This window comes from Hyphobacterium sp. SN044 (genome assembly GCF_021864465.1).
Taxonomy (GTDB): Bacteria; Pseudomonadota; Alphaproteobacteria; order Caulobacterales; family Maricaulaceae; genus Hyphobacterium.
This window is the reverse complement of sequence record NZ_JAKKUV010000001.1, coordinates 329,337-351,513: the sequence shown is the minus strand read 5'-3', so window position 1 is coordinate 351,513 and position 22,177 is coordinate 329,337. Positions and strand designations below refer to the sequence as shown.

Annotated in this window: 21 protein-coding genes; 18 read left to right on the top strand and 3 right to left on the bottom strand. The window is 64.0% G+C overall.

Going from position 1 to position 22,177, the window contains the following annotated elements; all coding sequences use genetic code 11:
• Nucleotides 1-50 precede the first annotated feature (50 nt).
• On the bottom strand, nt 51-3,350 hold the full coding sequence (locus tag L5876_RS01815) for a S8 family serine peptidase (protein WP_236954383.1): 3,300 nt from the start codon (nt 3,348-3,350) through the stop codon (nt 51-53).
• Between the two features lie 127 nt (nt 3,351-3,477).
• On the opposite strand from L5876_RS01815, the gene L5876_RS01810 reads away from it, so the two are divergent.
• The 9 genes from L5876_RS01810 (at nt 3,478) to L5876_RS01770 (ending at nt 14,274) form a co-directional block, all read left to right on the top strand.
• Nucleotides 3,478-3,951, top strand: coding sequence for a thioesterase family protein (locus tag L5876_RS01810; protein ID WP_236954382.1), 474 nt, complete (start codon nt 3,478-3,480; stop codon nt 3,949-3,951).
• Between the two features lie 70 nt (nt 3,952-4,021).
• Nucleotides 4,022-5,725 (top strand): M28 family metallopeptidase, encoded by a 1,704-nt coding sequence (locus L5876_RS01805; protein WP_236954381.1) that lies wholly within the window; start codon nt 4,022-4,024, stop codon nt 5,723-5,725.
• 99 nt (nt 5,726-5,824) lie between these two features.
• Nucleotides 5,825-6,658: a type I methionyl aminopeptidase gene (gene map, locus L5876_RS01800; protein ID WP_369281004.1), complete on the top strand. Its 834-nt coding sequence runs from the start codon at nt 5,825-5,827 to the stop codon at nt 6,656-6,658.
• Nucleotides 6,659-6,672: 14 nt separating this feature from the next.
• Nucleotides 6,673-7,356 carry a DNA repair protein RadC gene (radC, locus tag L5876_RS01795; protein WP_236954380.1) on the top strand — a complete coding sequence of 228 codons (684 nt, stop codon included), beginning with the start codon at nt 6,673-6,675 and terminating at the stop codon, nt 7,354-7,356.
• Nucleotides 7,357-7,440: 84 nt separating this feature from the next.
• Nucleotides 7,441-8,652: a threonine synthase gene (locus L5876_RS01790; RefSeq protein ID WP_236954379.1), complete on the top strand. Its 1,212-nt coding sequence runs from the start codon at nt 7,441-7,443 to the stop codon at nt 8,650-8,652.
• 761 nt (nt 8,653-9,413) lie between these two features.
• A complete protein-coding gene (purB, locus tag L5876_RS01785; protein ID WP_236954378.1) occupies nt 9,414-10,712 on the top strand; it encodes an adenylosuccinate lyase in 1,299 nt (432 codons plus the stop codon).
• Nucleotides 10,709-11,155: a hypothetical protein gene (locus L5876_RS01780; RefSeq protein ID WP_236954377.1), complete on the top strand. Its 447-nt coding sequence runs from the start codon at nt 10,709-10,711 to the stop codon at nt 11,153-11,155. The genes purB and L5876_RS01780 overlap by 4 nt, the downstream gene beginning before the upstream one ends.
• A gap of 230 nt (nt 11,156-11,385) precedes the next feature.
• Nucleotides 11,386-13,194 carry a murein L,D-transpeptidase gene (locus tag L5876_RS01775; protein WP_236954376.1) on the top strand — a complete coding sequence of 603 codons (1,809 nt, stop codon included), beginning with the start codon at nt 11,386-11,388 and terminating at the stop codon, nt 13,192-13,194.
• Between the two features lie 3 nt (nt 13,195-13,197).
• Nucleotides 13,198-14,274 carry a D-Ala-D-Ala carboxypeptidase family metallohydrolase gene (locus L5876_RS01770; protein ID WP_236954375.1) on the top strand — a complete coding sequence of 359 codons (1,077 nt, stop codon included), beginning with the start codon at nt 13,198-13,200 and terminating at the stop codon, nt 14,272-14,274.
• Between the two features lie 3 nt (nt 14,275-14,277).
• On the opposite strand, the gene L5876_RS01765 is transcribed toward L5876_RS01770, so the two are convergent.
• Complete coding sequence (locus L5876_RS01765) at nt 14,278-14,601, bottom strand: DUF1476 domain-containing protein (RefSeq protein WP_039719044.1); 324 nt, start codon at nt 14,599-14,601, stop codon at nt 14,278-14,280.
• Nucleotides 14,602-14,792: 191 nt separating this feature from the next.
• On the opposite strand from L5876_RS01765, the gene purC reads away from it, so the two are divergent.
• From purC to purL, 7 genes are all read left to right on the top strand, one after another.
• Nucleotides 14,793-15,551: a phosphoribosylaminoimidazolesuccinocarboxamide synthase gene (gene purC, locus L5876_RS01760; RefSeq protein WP_236954374.1), complete on the top strand. Its 759-nt coding sequence runs from the start codon at nt 14,793-14,795 to the stop codon at nt 15,549-15,551.
• The gene (purS, locus tag L5876_RS01755; RefSeq protein WP_236954373.1) at nt 15,548-15,787 is read left to right on the top strand and encodes a phosphoribosylformylglycinamidine synthase subunit PurS; all 240 of its coding nucleotides are present in this window, start codon (nt 15,548-15,550) and stop codon (nt 15,785-15,787) included. Before purC ends, purS begins: the two co-directional genes overlap by 4 nt.
• A 71-nt stretch (nt 15,788-15,858) precedes the next feature.
• On the top strand, nt 15,859-16,113 hold the full coding sequence (locus L5876_RS01750; protein WP_052290536.1) for a type II toxin-antitoxin system ParD family antitoxin: 255 nt from the start codon (nt 15,859-15,861) through the stop codon (nt 16,111-16,113).
• Nucleotides 16,103-16,390 (top strand): type II toxin-antitoxin system RelE/ParE family toxin, encoded by a 288-nt coding sequence (locus tag L5876_RS01745; RefSeq protein WP_236954372.1) that lies wholly within the window; start codon nt 16,103-16,105, stop codon nt 16,388-16,390. Before L5876_RS01750 ends, L5876_RS01745 begins: the two co-directional genes overlap by 11 nt.
• 62 nt (nt 16,391-16,452) lie before the next feature.
• Nucleotides 16,453-17,115: a phosphoribosylformylglycinamidine synthase subunit PurQ gene (gene purQ, locus L5876_RS01740; protein WP_236954371.1), complete on the top strand. Its 663-nt coding sequence runs from the start codon at nt 16,453-16,455 to the stop codon at nt 17,113-17,115.
• Between the two features lie 85 nt (nt 17,116-17,200).
• Nucleotides 17,201-17,569 carry a hypothetical protein gene (locus L5876_RS01735; RefSeq protein ID WP_236954370.1) on the top strand — a complete coding sequence of 123 codons (369 nt, stop codon included), beginning with the start codon at nt 17,201-17,203 and terminating at the stop codon, nt 17,567-17,569.
• Between the two features lie 97 nt (nt 17,570-17,666).
• Complete coding sequence (gene purL / locus L5876_RS01730; RefSeq protein ID WP_236954369.1) at nt 17,667-19,871, top strand: phosphoribosylformylglycinamidine synthase subunit PurL; 2,205 nt, start codon at nt 17,667-17,669, stop codon at nt 19,869-19,871.
• 179 nt (nt 19,872-20,050) lie between these two features.
• Here purL and L5876_RS01725 read toward each other — a convergent pair whose 3' ends face one another.
• Nucleotides 20,051-21,025: a M28 family peptidase gene (locus L5876_RS01725; RefSeq protein WP_236954368.1), complete on the bottom strand. Its 975-nt coding sequence runs from the start codon at nt 21,023-21,025 to the stop codon at nt 20,051-20,053.
• An 87-nt stretch (nt 21,026-21,112) separates the two neighbouring features.
• Between L5876_RS01725 and L5876_RS01720 the strand changes: the two genes are divergently transcribed.
• Nucleotides 21,113-21,343: a BolA family protein gene (locus tag L5876_RS01720; protein WP_236954367.1), complete on the top strand. Its 231-nt coding sequence runs from the start codon at nt 21,113-21,115 to the stop codon at nt 21,341-21,343.
• Entirely contained in the window at nt 21,340-22,167 is an 828-nt protein-coding gene (locus tag L5876_RS01715) for an aldo/keto reductase (protein WP_236954366.1), read from the top strand. Before L5876_RS01720 ends, L5876_RS01715 begins: the two co-directional genes overlap by 4 nt.
• The last annotated feature ends 10 nt before the right edge of the window (nt 22,168-22,177 follow it).

The window sequence follows — 22,177 nt, the reverse complement described above, 5'->3', positions numbered from 1 at the left end:
CTCCTCTATCGGAGACGGATATGGCGCAGGAGTTCGCGGGTGACCAGTGGCTACTCAGCCAAGGTCCGGACTGCGATGGAGGCATCTCCCGATACCATCGAGTTGTCTCCGAATCTGGCGTAGAAAATCAGACCATAGCGATTGGTTGCCGGATTTAGCGGGATATCGGCGCCCTCGTCCGCTCTGACGAAAACCGTAAAGGTCCGCACCTGTCCGGCGGCAAAATTCAGGTTCAGCTCCGACGCACGTTCGCTGACGCACACACCCGTTGCCGGGTCGGTCTCGCAAAACGTGCCGGTCATCGGCCCCGACCATCGGCTGGCCGCCACGCGGAAATCGGATGGTCCTCCCGAATTCATGACGGCAACGGCGAAGGCACTGTTGCGGTCAGGGCGAAGATCGAGAATGCCATTCCCCGAGGGCGTCACGGCGACGCTTATCAGATCAGGCAAATTCAATCCGGTCGTCACGAGGCGGAATGTGTTGACTGAATTCTGCAAGGCCATCTCGTCATCGCAGACGAATTGAAGCGCCAGATTGGCGGTCTCGATCTGTGCCGAGCGAAGCGAGATCAGGAAGGACTGCGACTGCCCTGGTGCAAGCGACACGGGCGTGTCCGGCGTCCCGGTCAGCGTATTCGTCGTCGAGTCGGTGGTCTGATAGTGAAATTCGCCGGCGAAGCCGTTCGGCGCCCGTACAAGGCAATTGCTGACTGGCTGATCGTAGGACACCGGATTTACAAGCGTCGCGAAGGCTGTCGCCCAGCTTCCCGTCGTGACCGTACGCATGGCCGGGACGACGGCGCTGCGAAGCGGCTGTGACGGTTCGTCAGCCGGATACCAGAACAGCGTCGATGGGCTCCATGGCGGTTCGAGTCTGCCGTCCCAGACACCAATGTAATAGGTCGCGCCGGCTTCGGCAGGAATTTCGTAACCGCGGTCTGGGGACGGGTACGACACCTCCCACAACGAGATCGGGTAAGGGAAATCGAAAATCCGCATGTGCAGATTGGAAAAGAATGTGAAGGTGCCATCGGCTGGCGCGGTCCAAGTGTACCAGACGGCGTTCTGTCGCACATAGAACTCGTCATCATTCTGGGTCGCCCCGGCCGTGTTGACGTCGATCCGCCCGCGCGCACCCGAGATCGCAAATCCGTTGACAATGCGGTCGTTCGGCGGGGGCGGCGCAACCGGCTCGATCAGCAGGCTTCCGTCGCCGCGTTCGCTGGGGTCGTAGCCGCCGATCGCCAGCCGGTAGGCCGTGCCAGCGGTCAATACAGGCTGAACGCGTGAATTGGTCGAATTTTCGTAGCCATCATCGTTCGACGCAATGGTCGAAAGCGCCGTGATTTCATCCCCCGAGTAAACGCCGAGCACGGTGTCGAAATCCGTGCCGAACGCGGAAATCGCATAGGTTGACGTGATGGACGGCGTGAACGTCCACCAAAGCGTCCCGGTCGGCGACTGACCGCCATGCGAAGGCTCGCCGTCCTGGGCAGTCGCAAACCGGTTGGAAAACCGGGTTTCGATTCCCGGACGGCCCATCACGAAGGCACCGGCAAGATCGTCGTTTCGCGGCAAGGCTTCCCGCATCTCGAGATTGACCGGAAGCGGCATGCGTGAGACCGCGTCGCTCGACCCGATCCAGATCAGCCCTCGCTGGACACCGTCCCGCGCCTCCTGAAGGTTGATGCTGATGCGGAATGTCACGCTGTCGTTTGCCGCGACGCTGCCGCCGATCTGACCGGGAATGGGGTCGCCCTGCGGGCTGCCGCCGCTCAGCAGCTGGAAGACGATCCAGTCTTCCTCCGTTGACACGATCCAGCCCAGTGTCGTGCCGGACGTGTTGGTCAGCGTGAGATCGCGATAAAGCGTGCCGGTGTCTTCAAGGCGGTGACCATACAGACGGATCTGACCGTCCTGCTCCGTCTGCAGTGAACCGATCATTCCCCCCGAGTAGAGCGTCAAAATATCCGATGCGAGCGACATCTTGATCGAACGATAGGAGAACTCGGCAGACGTAGCCTGAAGCACCGCCTCGATCTGGTCGATACTGGCATTCGGATGAGCCTCCCGCAGGACCGAGAAAGCCCCTGCCACATGCGGCGTGGCCATGGATGTGCCCGTCGCCTCGACCGTCGCCCGTCCGCCGGTGTCGTTACGGCCCGGATAGGCCGACATGATATTCTCTCCGAGGGCGTAAAGATCGCGCCAGAATCCTTCGTTGGAGTAATTTCCGTTTCCGCCAACGGCCACGGCTTCGGGGATGCAGGCTGGCGCCGAAATCGCACCGGAAAAGCCGTCATTTCCCGTAGCAATGACCGTGGCGACCCCCGCTTCGCGTAGCATCGTGATGATTTCACGCCGCGGATCGTCGACGCACGCATCGGCGAACCGGCCGCCGCCCAGACTCATATTTATCGACGTCAGAGATAGTTGCGCGCGATGCTCGTAGAGCCATTCCAGCGCAGCTATCTGATCGCTCGAATAGCTGAGCGCGCAGGGGCTGTTCGATCCGCAAAACTGGGTCTCGCTGAAGCGCGAAAAAACCTGCACCGCAATCAGACCTGCATCCGGCGCGACGCCGATCAGGTTCACATTCGCCATCGATGGGTGCGGTATCTGGGAGCCCAGCGCGATACCTGCGACATGCGTCCCGTGTTCGCAGCCATAGGCTCCGCTGACGCCGGGGCCGGGCCCTTCGCAATTGTCTCCCGCCTGGGCATCGAAGCTTTGCGCAACACCGTCGGGGCAGAAGCTTGTCGACTGGCCGGTCTCGGTTGTCGAAAAACAGGCCGACGCCACAGTGCGGCCCGTAAACATGTCGTGCTGAAGGTCGACGCCGGTGTCGAGAATAGCAATGGACGTGCCTGTGCCTCGATGGCCGCGCTCGTGCATTCGCAGGGCACCGGCATAGGCCACGCTGTAGTCCAGTGACGGCGCATCCAGCCGGTCCTCGACGATGCGCGCCACGCCCGGCTCGCGGGCAAGGGCAGCGACCTCCGCGGCACTCAGAAGCATGGCTGCGGCCGGAGTGTAGCGGAATTCGCGGGCCATGACCGGCCCCTGCGGGTCGACGTCGTCCAGAGTCGCCAACATGCCGGCGGGGCGGCCGAATGCGGACGCGAGCACACGGTCGCGGGCCTGCGCGATCAGCGCGGCGATCTCTCGGTCGGATGCGCCGTCGGCGCGGGCGTATTCCACAGCCGGCACCGCGAATTCGACGATGACGCGCTGGCGCTGACCGGTTTCAAGCCGGGCCTGCGTTGCCGGTTCGAGTTCGACCGGCGCAGCGAACGCGGCCGAAGCCGCCGAAACCGCAGCGAGAACGGCAAGTGCAAAGTGACGCATGAAGTCTCTCCCCAGCCTCCGCACTGTAGTCGCGGCGGCCTGACCAGACAATCTCGGGTTTAGCTCCGCGCAAGACTGGCAAGTCATGGGAAATTTTGCCAAACCCGGCGAAGCAACGGAGCGCGTGATGAGCAATTTCGACGGCTGGGACCTGCCCGATCCCTTCATTCTGCGGATTACAGCCGGCGAAGCCGATCTCGACGAGTTCGGTCACGTCAACAATGCGCGCTACCTCGTCTGGGCTCACGAAACCGCCTGGGCACAGTGGGAGGACCACTTCCCGCAACACCCCCGCACGCAATTCGCCGAGTGGGATTACGGCATGGCGATCATCCGGTCGGAATGCGACTATCTGGGGCATCTGCGCACCGGCGATGCGATCGATTGCGCCGTCTGGATTTCGAAGTCTGACGGGAAGCTGCGTGCCGAGCGCCGCTACCAGTTCCGCCGCGTGGGCGATGGCGCGACGGTGTTCCGCGCCCGGATGGATCTGGTCTGCTTCAAGCTGACGAGCGGCCGCCCGACGCGCATGTCGCCCAAGCTCGCCGAACACTACAGCGTGAAGCCTTCGGTCGCTGCTGCTCTGATGACGGAAAGTTAAAGCAGCGCAACATTGCCCGATGCCGCATGCTGCCTATAGTCCGCCGGTCTGAATTCATCCGGGGAGTGGCATGTTCGATTTCCGTTATGCAGCGCTGGCTGCGGTTCTTGGCGTTGCCGCGTGCGGCGATGCGACCTTCGACGTCAATACGGCCGATAACGATGATGCGAACGGTTCCGACATCGTCGCCGACAATGGCAGTGTCGATCTGCCGAACATCTCCCCCGATGCAATCGAAGCGCACATCCGCTTCCTGTCGACCGACCTGATGGGCGGACGCGATGCCGGTTCGCAGGAATACCTGATCGCGTCGCACTATGTGGCCACACAGATGCGCCTGATCGGCCTGGAGCCGGCCGGTGACGAGGGCGGCTATTTCGCGATGGTGCCGTTCCAGCGGATGAGCTCGAACCCGGAAGGCGCCCGTCTCGCCGTGGGTGGAACCGAGTACACGCACGGCCAGGACGTTTTCGTCAGCGCGAACCCGATTCTCCACGAGGCCGAGGTGACGGCGGAACTGGTCTTCGTGGGCTACGGTCTGTCCCTGCCCCATCACGGTTATGATGACTATGAAGGCGTCGACGTGAATGGCCGGATCGTTGTCGTCCTCGGCGGCGCGCCGGAAGGCGTGATGCCCAGTGACGAGCGTTCGCACCAGCTGCGCGGATCGACCAAGCGCGACTATGCCGCCCAGCACGGCGCGGTCGGCATGATCACCATCTCCGGTGCCAATTCCGAGCAGTTTGCCGGTTTCGCAAGTGGTGCCGTGGGCCGCGCCAATGTCGCGATCGGGCCGTCGGGCGCCGAACGCAATTACGAACAGCTGCAGGTCAATGCGACCGTTTCCTCCGACGTCGCAACGGCGATGTTCGCGAATGCGCCAATGACGCTGGAAGAAGCGACCGCGGCCCTCGCCGACGGACCGCAGAGCTTCGCCCTGAACCAGACCGCGACCATTGCGTCACGCACGGACCGCGAGCTCTATGAAGAGCCGAATGTCGTCGGCATGCTGCCGGGCAGCGATCCGGAACTCTCCGGCGAATTCGTGGTTCTGACCGCGCACCTCGACCATATCGGCACGTTCGAGCAGAACGCCTTCGTCGCCTCGGGTTGCCGCAGCGCGACCGAGGAAGACAATGTCTGCAACGGCGCGGTCGACAATGCGTCGGGCGTGTCGATCATGCTGGAAACCGCGCGCACCTTCGTGGAACTCGGCGCGCCGCGGCGTTCCGTGGTCTTCGTCGCGCTGGCAGCGGAAGAAAAGGGTCTCCTGGGTTCGGAATACTTCGCGCAGAACCCGACCGTGCCGCAGGCGGACATCATCGCCAACGTGAACCTCGACATGCCGGTGATCGTCTATGAATTCTCCGACGTGATCGCCTTCGGCGCGGAGCGGTCCGAACTTGGTCCGATCGCCGCGCGGGCCGCGTCACAGCTCGACGTGACGGTCAGCGAGGACCCGATCCCGGAGCAGAATCTCTTCATCCGCTCCGACCACTACAACTTCGTGCGTCAGGGCATCCCGTCCCTCTTCCTGATGACGGGCTTCTCCTCGCCGGATCCGCGCTGGGATCAGGGCGAAGGCTTCATGGGCTTCCTCAACACGAATTATCACCGTGTTTCGGACTCCGTGGATCTCGACCTGCTCTACGACCAGGCCGCCAAGTTCGCGGACATCAATTTCGTGATCGCGCGAGAGATCGCGAACGCCGACGAGCGCCCGCAATGGAATGAGGGTGACTTCTTCGGCGAGTATTTCGGCGCCGGCCGCTAGACCGGTCTGCAAGCCAAAGCTGAGTGTTTCGGGGCGTGCGGTGTTTCCTTAACCGCGCGCCCCGATTATATCGGGGCCATGACCGCCGACGGAAACCCGATGAACCTCGCCTACGACCTCGACAACAACGACACCCAGCCCCAGCGCGACGGACGGATCAAGATCCACGACGCGGCCGGGTTCGAAGGCATGCGCAAGGCGGGCCGCGCGGCGGCAGAAACGCTTGATTACATTGCGCCTTACGTCGAGCCGGGTGTGACGACGGAAGAGCTCGACGAGCGCATCCGGAAGTTCATGATTTCCAAGGGCGGCGTGCCGGCGACGCTCGGCTATCGCGGCTACACGAAGTCCAGCTGCACCTCGATCAATCATGTCGTCTGTCACGGCATTCCGGGGCCGAAACCCCTGAAGGACGGCGATATCGTCAATATCGACGTGACGATCATCCTCGATGGCTGGCATGGCGACACGAGCCGCATGTTCATCGCCGGCGAGCCGAAGCGGAAGGCCGAGCGGCTGATCGAAGTCACCTATGAAGCCATGATGATGGGCATCGAGGCGGTGCGCCCGGGCGTGACGCTCGGCGAGATCGGCTCGATCATACAAAAGCATGCCGAAGACAACCGCTATGGCGTGGTGCGCGATTTTTGCGGCCACGGGCTCGGCCGCCTGTTCCATGACGAGCCGAACGTGTTGCACTACGGCGAGCCGGGCGAAGGCCCCGTGCTGGAGGCGGGCATGTTCTTCACCATCGAACCGATGCTCAATCTCGGCCGGCCGGACGTGAAAATCCTCTCCGATGGCTGGACCGCGGTGACGCGCGACAAGTCGCTGTCGGCGCAGTTCGAACACTCGGTCGGTGTGACCGAAACGGGTGTCGAGATCTTCACCAAATCCCCTGCCGGGCTCGACTGCCCGCCCTACAAGGTCTGACGGCGGGCGCGCCCATGGGGGAGGACGCGCCGCACCATCTCGGTCACCGCGAACGCCTGCGGGAAAAATTCGCCGACGGGCTCGGCGCAGGCCTGCACGACTACGAACTGCTCGAACTCTTCCTGTTCAACGCCATTCCGCGGCGCGATGTGAAGCCGCTGGCCAAGACGCTGATCGCCGCCTTCGGCGATCTCGGCGGTGTGGCGGCGGCCCCGGTCGACCAGCTGGAAGAGATCAAGGGTGTGTCGCGCAAGGTCGCGCTCGATCTGAAACTTCTGCTCGCGATTTCCGGGCGGATGGCACGCGAAGGCGTGATCGGCAAGCCGGTCGTCTCGTCCTGGTCGGCGCTGGTGAACTATTGCCGCACGGCGATGCAACACGCCCGGACGGAGGAATTCCGCGTCCTGTTCCTCGACAAGAAGAACCGCCTGATCGCCGACGAGGTCCTGTCGAAAGGCACGGTCGATCACACGCCGGTCTATCCGCGCGAAGTGCTGAAACGCGCCCTGGCGCACGAGGCGAGCGCGCTGATCCTCGTCCACAACCACCCGTCCGGCGACCCGACCCCTTCGGGCGCCGACGTGACGATGACCAAGGCACTCGCCGAGGCGGCGAAACCGTTCGACATCGTGCTGCACGATCATCTCGTGATCGGGCGCGAAACGACGGCCAGCTTCCGGACGCTGGGGCTGCTTTAAGCACCTCGGGTTTCCGACCCCGCGAGCGGGGGAGGAAAAGATGGATGGCGTTGTCACCCGAACCGGAATCGCGAAGATGCGCGCATGACATTCTTCACCCATCTCGAATGCTCGGCGACGGGGCAGCGGTATGACCGCTCCCAGCCGCATAACCTGTCGGAAGCGGGCAAGCCGCTTCTGGCGCGCTACGACCTCGACGCGGCGAAGCCGGCACTCGACCGCGACGCGATCTGGGCGCGCGGCGGCGGCTTCTGGAAATGGCGCGAAATCCTGCCCGTCGACCGTGACGAGGATGTCGTCGCGCTCGGCGAAATCGATACGCCGCTGATCGACGTCCCCGCCACGATGGCGAAATCCGGCGGAAAAGGACGGCTGATCGTCAAGGATGAAGGCCGCCTGCCGACCGGCAGTTTCAAGGCACGGGGCCTCGCGCTCGCCGTGGCGATGGCGAAATCCTTCGGCATCACGCGCATGGCGATGCCGACCAATGGCAATGCCGGGGCGGCGCTGTCGGCCTATGCCAGCCGCGCCGGCATGGAAAGCTGGTGCTTTGCGCCCGCCGACACGCCGGAAGTGAACCTCCGCGAGATCGCGCTGCATGGCGGGCATGTCTACCGGGTCAATGGCTATATCCACGAATGCGGCGCACTGGTCGCGGCCGGTAAGGCGGAGATGGGCTGGTTCGACGTCTCGACCCTGAAGGAGCCCTACCGGATCGAAGGCAAGAAGACGATGGGGCTGGAACTCGCCGCCCAGCTCGGCTGGCGATTGCCGGACGCGATCTTCTACCCCACGGGCGGCGGCACGGGCCTGATCGGCATGTGGAAGGCGTTTGGCGAGATGGAGCGGCTCGGCTGGATCGGGCCCGAACGGCCAAAGATGTTCGCCGTCCAGGCCGAGGGCTGCGCCCCGATCGTCAAAGCCTACGAGGCGGGCGAGGAACACGCCGAGGAATGGAAGAACGCCCGGACCGCCGCCATGGGCATCCGCGTGCCGAAAGCCATCGGCGATTTCCTGATCCTCAGGGCCGTGCGCGAAAGCGGCGGCGCGGCACTGGCGGTCAGTGAAACCGCGATCGAAGCGGCGCGCGTCACCTGCGGGCGGGAGGACGGCCTCCTCCTCTGCCCGGAAGGCGCGGCGACGCTGGCGGCCTATCAGAAGGCGCTTTCGGGCGGCCTGATCGAGCGTGACGCCGAGGCCGTGCTCTACAATTGCGGCTCGGGCCTGAAATACGCCATGCCCGACGCGGCGAAGACGCTGGACAAGGATGCGAAGGTGGATTGGGGGGCGTTATGAATTCGGACGCACCGGAACGTTTGCAGATTGGTCCGCCGGAGAAAATTAAATTCGATGGACGGCGCTCTTCCTGCTGGGGGATCCCACTTCGAGCCCCGACAACATCCGGCGAAATCAGGAGTATCCTACGCGAACTGATCGGCCACCAAGTTTGGCAATTATACACGATTACGCACCCGATTGGAGATGTCTCCAACGTTCGCATTGCGCACGGAGCAACCTTGTACCGGTTGCATATCGATCACCTTCACGGAGACGCCAGCCTCATTGGTCCGAAGGCGAAACTTGATCGTCTCTATCGACGACACCGGAAGCATTGAATTAAATATGTGAAGGGTGGCTATCTCCCCCTCACCCGGCCCTTCGGGCCACCCTCTCCCTCAAGGGAGAGGGGAAGAAACGCCGAGCAGTATTCCCTCTCCCTGCAGGGAGAGGGCTAGGGTGAGGGGTCTTCCCTCCTCGACCTTCGAGGCCGCCTGACGGCGGCACCTCAGGATGAGAAGACAACAACAATCCCTTCTCCCCTTTTGAAGGGGAGAAGGTGCCCGAAGGGCGGATGAGGGGTTCTGCTCCGTAATTGAAGTCTGCGTGCGCCCCCTCACCCCTAACCCCCTCTCCCCCAAATGGGGGCGAGGGGAAACACCCTCCTGCTCAGGTGCTGGCGAAACCAGCCTCGAAGCGCGAGGGTGTCCGCCTCTTGACCAATTCCCCTGCCCGTCCCAAACCGCGCCCATCCCGAGACGCGTGAGAACGAGGCGCCGATGATCCCCCGCTATACCCGCCCGGAAATGGCCGACATCTGGTCGCCGGAGACGAAATACCGGATCTGGTTCGAGATCGAGGCGCACGCCACCGACAAGCTGGCCGAGCTGGGCGTCGTGCCCGAGAGCGCCGCGAAAGCGGTGTGGAAGGCCAAGGACGCCAATTTCGACATCGCCCGCATCGACGAGATCGAGGCGGAGGTGAAGCATGACGTCATCGCCTTCCTGACGCATCTCGGCGAGATCGTCGGCGAGGACGCGCGCTTCGTGCACCAGGGGCTGACGAGCAGCGATGTGCTCGACACCTGCCTCGCCGTGCAGATGAAGCGCAGCGCGGATTTACTGCTCACCGGCATGGACCGGGTGCTGGCGGCGCTCAAAGCCCGCGCCATGGAGCACAAGCACACGATCTGCATCGGGCGCAGCCACGGCATCCATGCCGAGCCGACGACGATGGGGCTGAAATTCGTGCGTTTCTATGCCGAGTTCGCCCGCGGCCGCGAACGCCTTGTGCGGGCGCGCGACGAGATCGCGACCTGCGCGATTTCCGGCGCCATCGGCACGTTTGCGAATGTCGACCCGGCAGTCGAGGCGCATGTCGCGGAGAAGATGGGTTTGACGGTCGAACCGATCTCGACCCAGGTCATCCCGCGCGACCGGCATGCGAACTATTTCGCCGCGCTCGGGATTATCGCCTCGGCGATCGAGAACATCGCCATCGAGGTGCGCCATCTGCAGCGCAGCGAAGTGCGCGAGGCGCAGGAGTATTTCTCGCCGGGGCAGAAGGGCTCGTCCGCCATGCCCCACAAGCGCAATCCGATCCTGACCGAAAACCTGACCGGGCTTGCCCGGCTCGTGCGCTCTGCGGTGATTCCGGCGATGGAGAATGTCGCGCTGTGGCACGAGCGGGATATCTCCCACTCCTCCGTTGAGCGCGGCATCGGGCCAGACGCCAACATCCATCTCGATTTCGCGCTGCACCGCACGGCCGGGATGATCGAGAAGCTGATCGTCCACCCCGAGCGCTGCCGGGAAAATCTCAACGCCTTCGGCGGCATCCACAATTCCCAGCGCGTGCTGCTGGCGCTGACGCAGGCCGGCGCGTCGCGCGAGGAGAGCTACCGGCTCGTCCAGCGCAATGGCATGAAGACCTGGGATGAGGGCGGCATGCTGGTCGATCACCTCAAGGCCGATGCGGACGTGACGGCGCGCCTGTCGAGCGACCAGATCGAAGCCTGCTTCGACGACGCCTATCATCTGAAGCATGTCGACACGATTTTCGGGAGAGTCTTCGGATGACGGACGCCGAGCAGATCCACGCCCTGATCCTCGAAGCCTATCGCATGGTGTCCGGGCCGGCCGGGCCGCGCGACTGGAGCCGGCAGGACGAGGTCTTCCACGAAGACAGCCGCCAGATCCGCACCGGGGTGAACCCGGACGGGTCAATGTGGATGCGGGTGATGGGACGCGAGGCATACCGCGCCGACACCACGCCCTTCTTCGCCGCGAACGACTTCTACGAAGTGGAACTGGCGAGCGAGATCCGCGTGTTCGGGAACATCGCCCACGCCTGGAGCCAGTATGAGGCGCGGACGAGCATCGGCGATGTCGTGCCCGAGCGCCGCGGCATCAACTCCATCCAGTTCCTGAAAGGTCCGGACGGGCGCTGGTCGATCATCCACATGATCTGGGACAATGAGCGCAACGGGCTGTCACTGCCCGGCTCGGTGCAGCGATTCTGACCGGCCAGACCGGCCGCCCGCTCCGGGAAATGATCCACATCTTCCCAGGCCTTCTCAAAGCCGATTTCAAAAGGGAGCGGTGTCGCGCTTGAGAGCGCGCGCCAACGCATGCCCCATGCCCGGGTTCCGAGCGAAACTGCGTTTTTATTTCTGCAGCCGAAAGCCGGAACTTCGCCCCGCCGCGCCGAATTGGCCCTTGTAAGCAAACGCTTCTCAAGGAGGCGCGGCACATGGCCTATCTTCAACCTCTTCTCGCCGGATCGAGCGCGGCCGCCGTAATCGCGGCGGGCGTTGTTGCATTCGGCAAGCCCCCCGTTCCAGAGACGGGTGTCGAACCGGCCATCGCCGTGACCGAAGACCACGGCGTGGAAATCCGCGAAGACGCCGCCGACATCGTCGGCGAACAGCGCGGGCCATCGGGGCGCATCCCCGACGAGAGCACAGCGCGGCATATCCGGGCGCAATTCTCCACCGACGACGAACGGATCGTCCACAACGAGCGTACCGGCGCGCCGCTGGAAATCGCCCTGCGCGAGGCCTATGCCAAGCGCATCTACGACCCGATCTGGTCCGAGGCCGGTGCCCTCGACCTGCTGTCTCGTCTCGAGCGCGCCGAGGCGGCAGGATTGAGGCTTCAGCCCGGCATGATCGAGCGGGTGGAGGCCTCCGTCGACGCGCTCGGAAGCCGTGGACAGGAACGCGCCGCCGCGGATGTCTTCCTGTCGCGCGTCTTCCTGAGCATCGCCGACCGCGAACGGAACGGCATCGATGCGGAAGCCAATCTGATGCCGGGTGGTGTGGCCGCCCCCGATCCCGAGCCGCTTGACGTCCAGCTGGCCTATGCCGGCGAAGGCGCGTTCGACTATGCGCAGCTTCAGCCGCTGCACCCCGAATATGGTGAGCTGATCGAGGCCCGCGCCGTCTATGCCGATCATGTCGCCAATGGCGGCTTCACGCCGGTTCCCCACCCGGGCGAGGTGCTGGAACCGGGCGACACCGATCCGGCGATTGCCACGCTGCGGCAGCGGCTCGAGGAAGAGGGCTTTATCATCGACGAACCCGGGTCCGAGGACGACAACCAGATCCAGGACGGTTCGAAATCCATCCCGGAAACAGCATCGGACGAGCATTTCACCGAAGCGGTCGAATCCGCGCTGATCGAATTCCAGCGCCGCAACGGGCTTGAACGCGACGGACTGCTCGGCCCCAACACGATCGCGGCGCTGAACGTCACGGCGCAGGAAAAACTGGAACGCATCGACGCCAATATCGAGCGCTGGCGCCAGGCGCCGCCCATGTTCGGCGAACGGCATATCCGGGTGAATGTCCCCGCCTTCCGCGCCGAGGCGCGGGAGAATGGCGAGGCCGCACTCGACATGCGCGCCATTGTCGGCATGCCGAGCCGCGAGACGCCGGTCTTTACCGACACGATCGAATACATCATCGCCAATCCGCGCTGGTACGTGCCGGAAAACATCCTGAGCGCCGACAAGCTCGACGATATCCGCGGCAATCCCGGATACATCACCAGTCACAATTACTACGTTCTAAGCCGCGACACCGGCGAACAGGTCGATCCCCATTCGGTCGACTGGACAATTCCGGGCGTGGAGAACCACTACCGCCTCGTCCAGCGTCCCGGCACCGACAATGCGCTCGGCACGGTGAAGCTGATGTTCCCGAACGACCACTCGGTCTACATGCACGACACGCCGGGCACGCACTTGTTCGAGAATGACATCCGGGCCTTTTCCTCAGGCTGCATCCGGCTTGAACGGCCGCACGAGATGGCCCGCTGGACAATGCAAGCCGGCGGAATTCCCGACCAGATCGAGGCCATCGATACGGCTTGGGACGAGCAGGAGCACACCCGTTTCGACCTTGCCGAACCGGTGCCCGTCTACATCGTCTATTTCACCGTCGAGGTCGAAGAGGACGGCGATATCCTCTTCCACAACGACATCTACAATCGCGACGAAGCCGTGGTTCAGGCGCTCGCGGGCAGCGAGCTCGGCTTCGTCGGAGCCCGTGGAGCGTGATCGATGAAAGCCATCCGCTACGGACTTTCCCTCGCAGCCTTCGCAGCCAGCGGACTTGGACTGCCAGCCTGCGGCGCACCCGCGGAACGCGACAGCGCGATAGCCGAGCGCGGCGCGGCACCCGAACTGGTTGCCGCCCGGATGCCCGGACAGGAGGCCGGTCTCGAAGGCGCTGACGCACCGGAGGAGGCCGCGGCCGATGAAACGGAAACGGAGGCGGACGAACCGGCCGACGCGGAGGCTGTATCGGGCGAACCGGCCGAAGAGATCAGCGTCGACGGTAAGGACCTGCCGTACAAGACCTGGCACCACCTCACCATGCCCGGTGAAACCGTGACAATCGAAGCCGACGCCCCGGTGGAGCTCGTCATCGACGGCGAAACGGTCGGCGAAACTGCCGAACGGCATGAATGGACCGCGCCGGACGCCCCCGACACGCTCGAGGTGCGGTTGGTCGACGGGACCGGGGAAGCGCACGAGATTTCGCTCTTCGTCCTCGCACCGCTCAATGGAGACACCGTAATGGAAGGCTACCGGATCGGCGAATACCCGCAGAACGCCCCGGAAGGACTAATCCGGTTGACCGAGGACGACATGGACACGCCGGTCTCGCCCAGCTTCACGATCGGGCAATTCATCTGCAAGCAGCAGCCCGGCCACTGGCCGAAATTCGCGCTGGTTTCCGGCAATCTGCTCTTGCGTCTGGAAGCGGTGCTGGCCGAACTCCAGGAAGATGCGCTGACCGATGCCGACAGCTTCTTCGTGATGAGTGGCTACCGCACGCCCTTCTACAATACGGAGATCCGTTCGGCCCGCCTGTCCCGGCACATGTATGGCGACGCGGCGGACATCTATCCCGACGTGGCCGGCAACGACTCGGTGATGGACGACCTCAATGGCGACGGACGGATCACCCGGGCCGACGCGGAATTCCTCTACGACTATGCCGAAGATCTGTTCGCTGCGAAGAACCTGCCCGAAGGCGGCATTGGCGCCTATGACGCAAACGCCATTCACGGCCCCTTCGTGCATATCGACGGACGCGGCACGCGCGCCCGCTGGGGCCGGTTCGGCAGCTAGGCCTCAGCCCTCGGCCTGGACCTGCTGGCGCGCGGTGGCGAGAAGATCGTCCATCTGCTTGCGGATCAGGTGTTCGGACATGTCGACGCCCTTGGCATCGAGATCGCCCTTCACCTTGCGGTAGACGTCTTCGTGACCGGCTTCCTCGAAATCGGCCTTCACGACCTCTTTCGCGTAGTTCGCGGCGGCTTCGCCCTCGATCCCCATCAGTTCCGCGGCCCACAGGCCAAGGAGCTTGTTCCGGCGTGCGACGGCCTTGAACTCCAGCGCCTGATCATGCGCGTACTTGTTCTCAAAGGCTTTTTCGCGATCGTCCATCGAGGTCATTCGGGCGTCTCCGCATTACGCTGTCCTGAGGGCTTTCGTTAGCTTGGCAAACCCACTAAATCAATCGCGCAAAGCGCCTATTGCTGTGCGCGTTGCGGCCCGCCGGGCGCGGGTCTAGTTTCGCCATCCGACACGCGGCCCGCGATCCGATTCGGGGCCGCGTTCGCGCTTTTCGGGCAGGGAGCGCACCCATGAGCCGCCGCAAGAAGATCTACGAAGGCAAGGCCAAGATCCTCTATGAGGGTCCGGAACCGGGCACCCTCGTCCAGTATTTCAAGGACGATGCCACCGCCTTCAACAACAAGAAGAAGGCCACGCTGGAGGGCAAGGGCGTCCTCAACAACCGGATCAGCGAATTCATCATGCTGAATCTCGGCCGGATCGGCGTGCCGACCCACTTCATCCGCCGGCTCAACATGCGCGAACAGCTGGTCCGCGAAGTCGAGATCATCCCGCTGGAAGTAATCTGCCGGAATGTGGCCGCAGGCTCGATCAGCCAGCGCCTCGGCATCGCCGAGGGCGATCCCCTGCCCCGTTCGATCGTCGAGTTCTGCTACAAGAACGACACGCTCGGCGATCCGCTCGTGGCGGAAGAGCACATCACGGCGTTCAACTGGGCCTCGACCCAGGAAATCGACGACATCATCTCGCTGACCCTGCGCGTGAACGACTTCCTGTCGGGCATGTTCGCCGCGGTCGGCATCCGCCTGATCGATTTCAAGCTGGAATTCGGCCGCCTCTATGAAGGCGACATGGTCCGCACGGTGCTGGCCGACGAGATCAGCCCGGATAGCTGCCGACTGTGGGACATCGAAACCAACGAGAAGATGGACAAGGACCGCTTCCGCCGCGACCTCGGGAATGTGACCGAGGCCTATGCGGAAGTCGCCCGCCGTCTGGGAATCATGAAAGAGGCGCCCCGCGCCGCCAACGACGAGGCCTGGAAGTGAAAGCCCGCATCCACGTATTCCTGAAGCCCGGTGTTCTGGATCCGCAAGGGGCCGCCGTTGCCGGCGCGCTGAAGACGATGGGCTATTCCGAAGTCACCGAAGCGCGTCAGGGCAAGCTGATCGAGCTGGAACTGACCGGCGACGACAAGGCGGCCGCCGAGACCCGCGTGAAGGAAATGTGCGACAAGCTGCTCGCCAATCCGGTGATCGAGAATTTCACCGTCGAGATCGAGTAAGTACCCCGCCCAACGATTGGCAAAGTTTGTCATTCTTGGTAGTCTGGGACCTCGCAAACGCGGAGCGTCCCATGGCGACGATGAATGTTTCCCTGCCCGGCGAACTCAAGAAATTCGTCGAGGACCGCGTGCGCTCTGGTGAGTACGCGAATTCGAGCGATTTCGTCCGCGACCTGATCCGCCGTAGCGAGAGCAATCATCGCAAGCTGGAGGCCCTTCAGCGCGCGATCGATGACGGCATTGCCAGCGGCCCCAGCGGGAAGTCTTTCGACCAGATCATGGATGGTGCCCGTGCCGAGGCGAAGCGGCGCGGTCATGCGGATTGAGTTCACCTCGCGTGCCGAAGACGACCTTGTCGCCCTTTATCTAGACGGGCTTGAGCGCTTCGGACGGGAACAGGCGGAGCTCTACAGCCAGAGCCTCACGGCGGCGTTCGAAACGCTCGCTCGATTTCCGATCGCAAGCGGCATACTGGACGGCATCCGTCCGCCGACCCGCCATCTCATCTACAAGGCGCACGCGATATTCTATGAGGTTCGAGGAGACTCGATTCTGGTTCTTCGTGTGCTCCATGGGCGGATGCTGCCCGACGAGAATCTGTAGGCTGTGACGGGGCCTGAATCCCCCGCTCGCCAATCTCGAACCGTCCTGCTAAAGGCCTGCTCATGAAATCCGCCGTTATCGTCTTCCCCGGCTCGAACTGCGACCGCGACGCGCACGACGCGATCGAGCGCGTGACGGGCCATGCCCCCGCCATGGTCTGGCACCAGGAAACCGAACTGCCCGACGGCACCGAATTCGTGATGGTTCCGGGCGGGTTTTCCTATGGCGACTATCTGCGCTGCGGCGCGATGGCCTCGCGCTCGGCGATCATTCCCGCACTGCGCGCGCATGCCGAACGCGGCGCGCCGATCCTCGGTGTGTGCAACGGCTTCCAGGTGCTGACCGAGACCGGCCTCCTGCCTGGCGCGCTTATGCGCAATGCGGGGCTGACCTTCATCTGCGAGAAGGCGCCGCTGACGATCGAGAATGGCAACACGCAGTTCACCAGCGCCTATGGCGGTCAGCGCGAAGTCGTCTTCCCGATCGCGCACCATGACGGCAATTACTTCGCTGACGCCGCCACGCTCGACCGGCTCGAAGGCGAAGGTCAGGTCGTGTTCCGCTATGCGAACAATCCGAACGGCTCGGCGCGCGACATTGCGGGAATCACCAATGCGCGCGGCACGATCATGGGCATGATGCCCCACCCCGAACGCGCGGTGGACGCCGATCATGGCGGCACGGACGGGCTTGGTGTGTTCGAAAGTCTGCTCGGAAGCGCCTGATTTTTCGGAAATCCCTCGTTCCGGTGATTGCCGGTCGGGGCGGCTTGTGGAAACCTGTCGCTCTCGCAGTGACAGGGGAAAAACCATGAGAACGTTAGTTGCCATCGCGGCTGCGGCCGCTGCGGCCGTGATGACCGCAGCGCCTTCCTATGCCGCAGGCTGGGAAATTCGCGGCCTGCTGAACTCCACAAGCACGGCTGACTGCATCAGCCGCGCCTACCGCATCCTGAACAATTATTCGCGGGTCTATTCGGTCGGTGAACTGCAGCGCGGTTCGATCGGCGTCTATGCCTACCAGACCGACCACATGGAGCGGGACGTGACGATTCAGTGCACGGCGGTCGACACGGGCGGCCAGGCGCTGCTGATCGTCCACGACACCCGCAACGACACCGACATCGCAGCCACCGCCGAGCGCATCGTCCAGTACTGGGACGCCAACGCCGGTAAATAGGCCGAACGCCTGACAGGCAGGTGACGGAGGCTTTGCGTGCGGGGTCCGGGACGGCTAGAAGGCGGAAACGCCGAAGCCCCAGCCGGACACGTCTGACATGACCGCAAATGCCTCCGCCCTGTCCCAGGACATCATCGACGATCACCTGCCGCCGGAAGAGTATGCCCGCACGGTCGAAATCCTCGGCCGCGCGCCGAATCTCGTCGAACTCGGCATCTTCTCGGTGATGTGGTCGGAGCACTGCTCCTACAAGTCATCCCGCGTCCATCTCAAGAAATTTCCGGTCACCGGCGACAAGGTGATCCAGGGGCCGGGCGAGAATGCCGGCGTCATCGATATCGGCGACGGTCAGGCCTGCATCTTCAAGATGGAGAGCCACAACCACCCCTCCTATATCGAGCCCTACCAGGGGGCCGCGACGGGCGTCGGCGGCATTCTGCGCGACGTCTTCACCATGGGCGCTCGCCCGGTGGCGCTGATGAATGCGCTGCGCTTCGGTGCGCCGAACCACCCCAAGACGCGCAGCCTGGTCTCCGGCGTGGTCGCGGGCATTGGCGGCTACGGCAATTGCGTCGGTGTACCGACGGTCGGCGGGGAAACGAATTTCCATTCCGGATATGACGGCAACATCCTCGTCAACGCGATGGCGGTCGGCCTCGCGGACGCGGACAACATCTTCTACGCGCGCGGCGCGGAGCCGGGTCAGCCGATCGTCTATGTCGGTTCGAAGACCGGCCGCGACGGCATCCATGGCGCGACGATGGCCTCGGCCGAATTCGACGACGACAGCGCGGAAAACCGCCCGACCGTCCAGGTCGGCGACCCCTTTACCGAGAAGAAGCTGATCGAGGCTTGTCTCGAACTGATGGCGACCGATGCCATCGCCGCCATCCAGGACATGGGCGCGGCGGGCCTGACCTCCTCGTCCGTGGAAATGGGCGACAAGGGCGGCGTCGGCATCACGATGAATCTCGACGCCGTGCCGCAACGCGAAACCGGCATGACGGCCTATGAGATGATGCTGTCGGAAAGCCAGGAACGCATGCTGATGATCCTGAAGCCCGGCAAGGAATCCGTGGCTGAGGCGATCTTCCGGAAGTGGGAGCTCGACGTGGCGGTGATCGGCGAGACCACCGACACCGGCCGCATGCTGTTGAAGCACAAGGGCGAAACCGTCTGCGACATTCCGATCAAGCCGTTGGCGGACGAAGCCCCGCTCTATGAGCGCCCCTGGGTGCGCGCGCCGAAGCGCGAAACCATCCTCGCCGGCGATGTCGCCGCGCCGCAGGATTATGCCGAGGCGATCCTGACGCTGATGGTGTCGCCGGATCTTTCCTCCAAGGCGTGGATCTGGAAGCAGTATGACCGCCACGTCATGGCCGATACCGCCGCCAGTTCCGAAGACCCGTCGGATGCCGCCGTGGTGCGCGTGCACAAGACAAGGAAGGCGCTGGCGATCACGACGGACTGCACGCCGCGATACTGCCAGGCCGGCCCGATGGAGGGCGGCAAGCAGGCCGTGGCTGAAGCCTGGCGCAATCTGACTGCCGCGGGCGCGGACCCGATCGCGATCACCGACTGTCTGAACTTTGGCAATCCGGAACGCCCGGACATCATGGGCCAGTTCGCCGAGTGCGTCGAAGGCATGGCCGAGGCCTGCCGCGCGCTCGATTTCCCGGTCGTATCGGGCAATGTCTCGCTCTACAACGAGACCAATGGCAAGGCGATCCCGCCGACCCCGGCGGTCGGCGCGGTTGGCCTGATCCCGGACATTTCAAAGCGCGGCACGTTCGGCAATCTCGCCGAGGGCGACGTGTTGATGCTGGTGGGCGAAAGCCATGGCTGGCTCGGCGCCTCGCTTTATCTGCGCGAGATCGAAGGCCGCGAGGAAGGCGCCCCGCCGCCGGTCGACCTGAAGGTCGAGAAGCGCAATGGCGATTTCGTCCGCGCGCAGATCCGGGAAGGCCGCCTCTCAATCGTCCATGACCTGTCCGATGGCGGTCTGGCCGCCGCGGCAGCGGAAGTCGCGATGGCGTCGGGCACCGGCCTCAACCTCGCCCACGAGGGCGAGTTGCCGCTTCACGGCTTCCTCTTCGGGGAAGACCAGGCGCGCTACCTGATCGGCGCAACCGAGGCGAAGGCCGAAGCCGTCCGTGCCGCAGCAGACGAAGCCGGCGTGCCGCTGACCGTGATCGGTCTGGCGGGCGGCGACGCGCTCACCGTCAATGGCGAGTGGACCGTCTCGATCGAGGATCTGAAGCGCGTCAACAACGCTTTCCTGCCCGCCCTGATGGGCGGGTAGGCGTCTCGTTCCCCTCGCCCCCATTTGGGGGAGAGGGTGGCGCGAAGCGCCGGGTGAGGGGGCAGACTCCCTCGTCTGACTACGGAGCAGAACCCCTCATCCGCCCTGACGGGCACCTTCTCCCCTTCAAAAAAGGGGAGAAGGGATTGCATTGCCTCTTGCAGGGATACCGTACCCTTTTACTGCCCCATGCCCGGCTTGGTCGGGCGCTCGGCACGCGCCGCATCACGGTCCTCGCGGATCGCGTCCAGTTCGCTGTCGAACAGGCGCACAGCATCCATCACGGTCTGGGTCGCGCCGACGAAAAAGTCGTAGTGTATGACTTCGTACTCATCGGTCGGCTGGTGATAATGCTGATGGAAATCAACACCGTAATAGATGAAGGGGATGCCCGCGCGGTGGAAGGGGCCGTGGTCGGACGCATAGGTCCAGTCGCCATTCTCGCCCCATTCCGGTGAATCATAGCCCTGGATCAGGGTGATGCCCTCGACCGCCCCGGCCCGGTCCACGCGTTCGCGCAGGAAGGGATAGTGAAAAGCCCCGGCGGCGGGCAGCTCGCTTTCTTCCTGATAGCCCAGCATGTCGAGATTGACGTTGAGCGCGAGGCGTTCGAGGGCCACCGGGAAATCGCTGACCAGCGCGCGGGCGCCCTGCAGGCCAACTTCCTCGGCGTCGAGCGCCGCGAAGTAGACGTCATGCTCGGGCGGATTGGCCACGAAGTCCGCCGCGATCGCCAGCATGGCGGCCACGCCGGAGGCGTTGTCGTCGGCCCCGTTGCAGATCTGTCCGCCGCAATGGCCGAGGTGGTCGTAATGCGCGGTGACGATCATCACCGTGTCGCTGTCCGACGTACCCTCGATATAGCCGACGAGGTTGATGGCGTCGTGGCTGGCGCCCTGCCGCTCATAGGAAAAGTCGTGCTCGTAGTCCTCGAAGGCCGGGAGGATGCCGATCTCCTCGAACCGTCCCGTGATATAGGCCCGGGCGCGCTCGGCCCCCTCGGTGCCGGTGCCGCGGCCGTCCATATCATCGGCCGAAAGAATGCGCAGATCGGTCAACGCCGAATCGCGATCGACCGTCTGCGCCTGTGCGGATGCGAACGCCACGGTTGCGATGGCGGACACCAGGACGGCCGCAAGACCCAAATTGCGCATAACGATCTCTCTTTCCCTGACTTGCGCCGAAGCGGCAAAACCCTGCATTAGAGTTTTGATACGAGCAGAACCAGTTACGGATTTCTCATGCCCATGCAAGCCGATGACATCGCCCAGCTGATCCGCGACGGGATTGACGGCGCAGAGGTCGAGATCATCGACCTTGCCGGCGATGGCGATCACTACAAGGCGGTGGTCGTCGCCGAGGCCTTCCGCGGCCTGCCACGCGTGAAGCAGCACCAGATGGTCTATGCCGCGCTGCAGGGACGGATGGGCGGCGAATTGCACGCCCTGGCACTGGAGACGCGCGCACCGTGAAGAAGGTCAGGCTGGGGAAGACAGGCGAAGAGGTCTCGAAGCTGGGCTTCGGCGTTTCCGGTCCGCACGGCTCGCAGCTTGTGGGCCGGAATGAGAGCGTGTCGCTCATCCGCAAGGCGATCAAGGCGGGCTATACCGTGTTCGATACCGCCCCGCCCTATGGCGACGGCGAGGCGGAAAGCCGCCTCGGTCTGGCATTGAAGAACCAGGATGCCGATGCGCTCTTCATCATGACGAAGGCCGGCGTCCTGTCCGCCGGGATGGGACGCAAGCGCCGCGACTTCACGCCCGACGCGATCGAATTGTCGCTTCAGGACAGCCTGCGCCGCTTCGCCCTTGGGCATGCCGATGCACTCTTCCTGCACGGCCCGGCGCCGCACGAGCTGACCGACGCGCTGATGCAGCGGCTCGATCTGTTGCGCAGTGTTGGGGCCTTCCGCTTTCTCGGGATTTGCGGGCGCGGCGAGGAACTCGACGCCGGTATCGACAGCGGCGTGTTCGACCTGATGATGGCACCCTGCCCGCCAAACGCCGACGAGACGCAGCTTCACCGCTTCGAACGTGCCAACAAGGCGGGCATGGGCACGATCGCCATCGAGGTGATGCGCGGCCTGAAGCGCTCCGGCCTGCCGAAGACGGGCGGCGATGTCTGGTATGCAGCGCGGCAGCTTCGCTCGGTCCTCTCCCCGGATCGTACGAGTGCGGCGGTCGACGCGGAAGCCGCGCTCAGGACGGCACTCGCACGCGCCGACGTGGACGTGGTGATGACGACCACGACGCGCGCGGATAATCTCGCTGCGAATGCGGCGCTGGCCGGGACTTGACCGCCGGGGG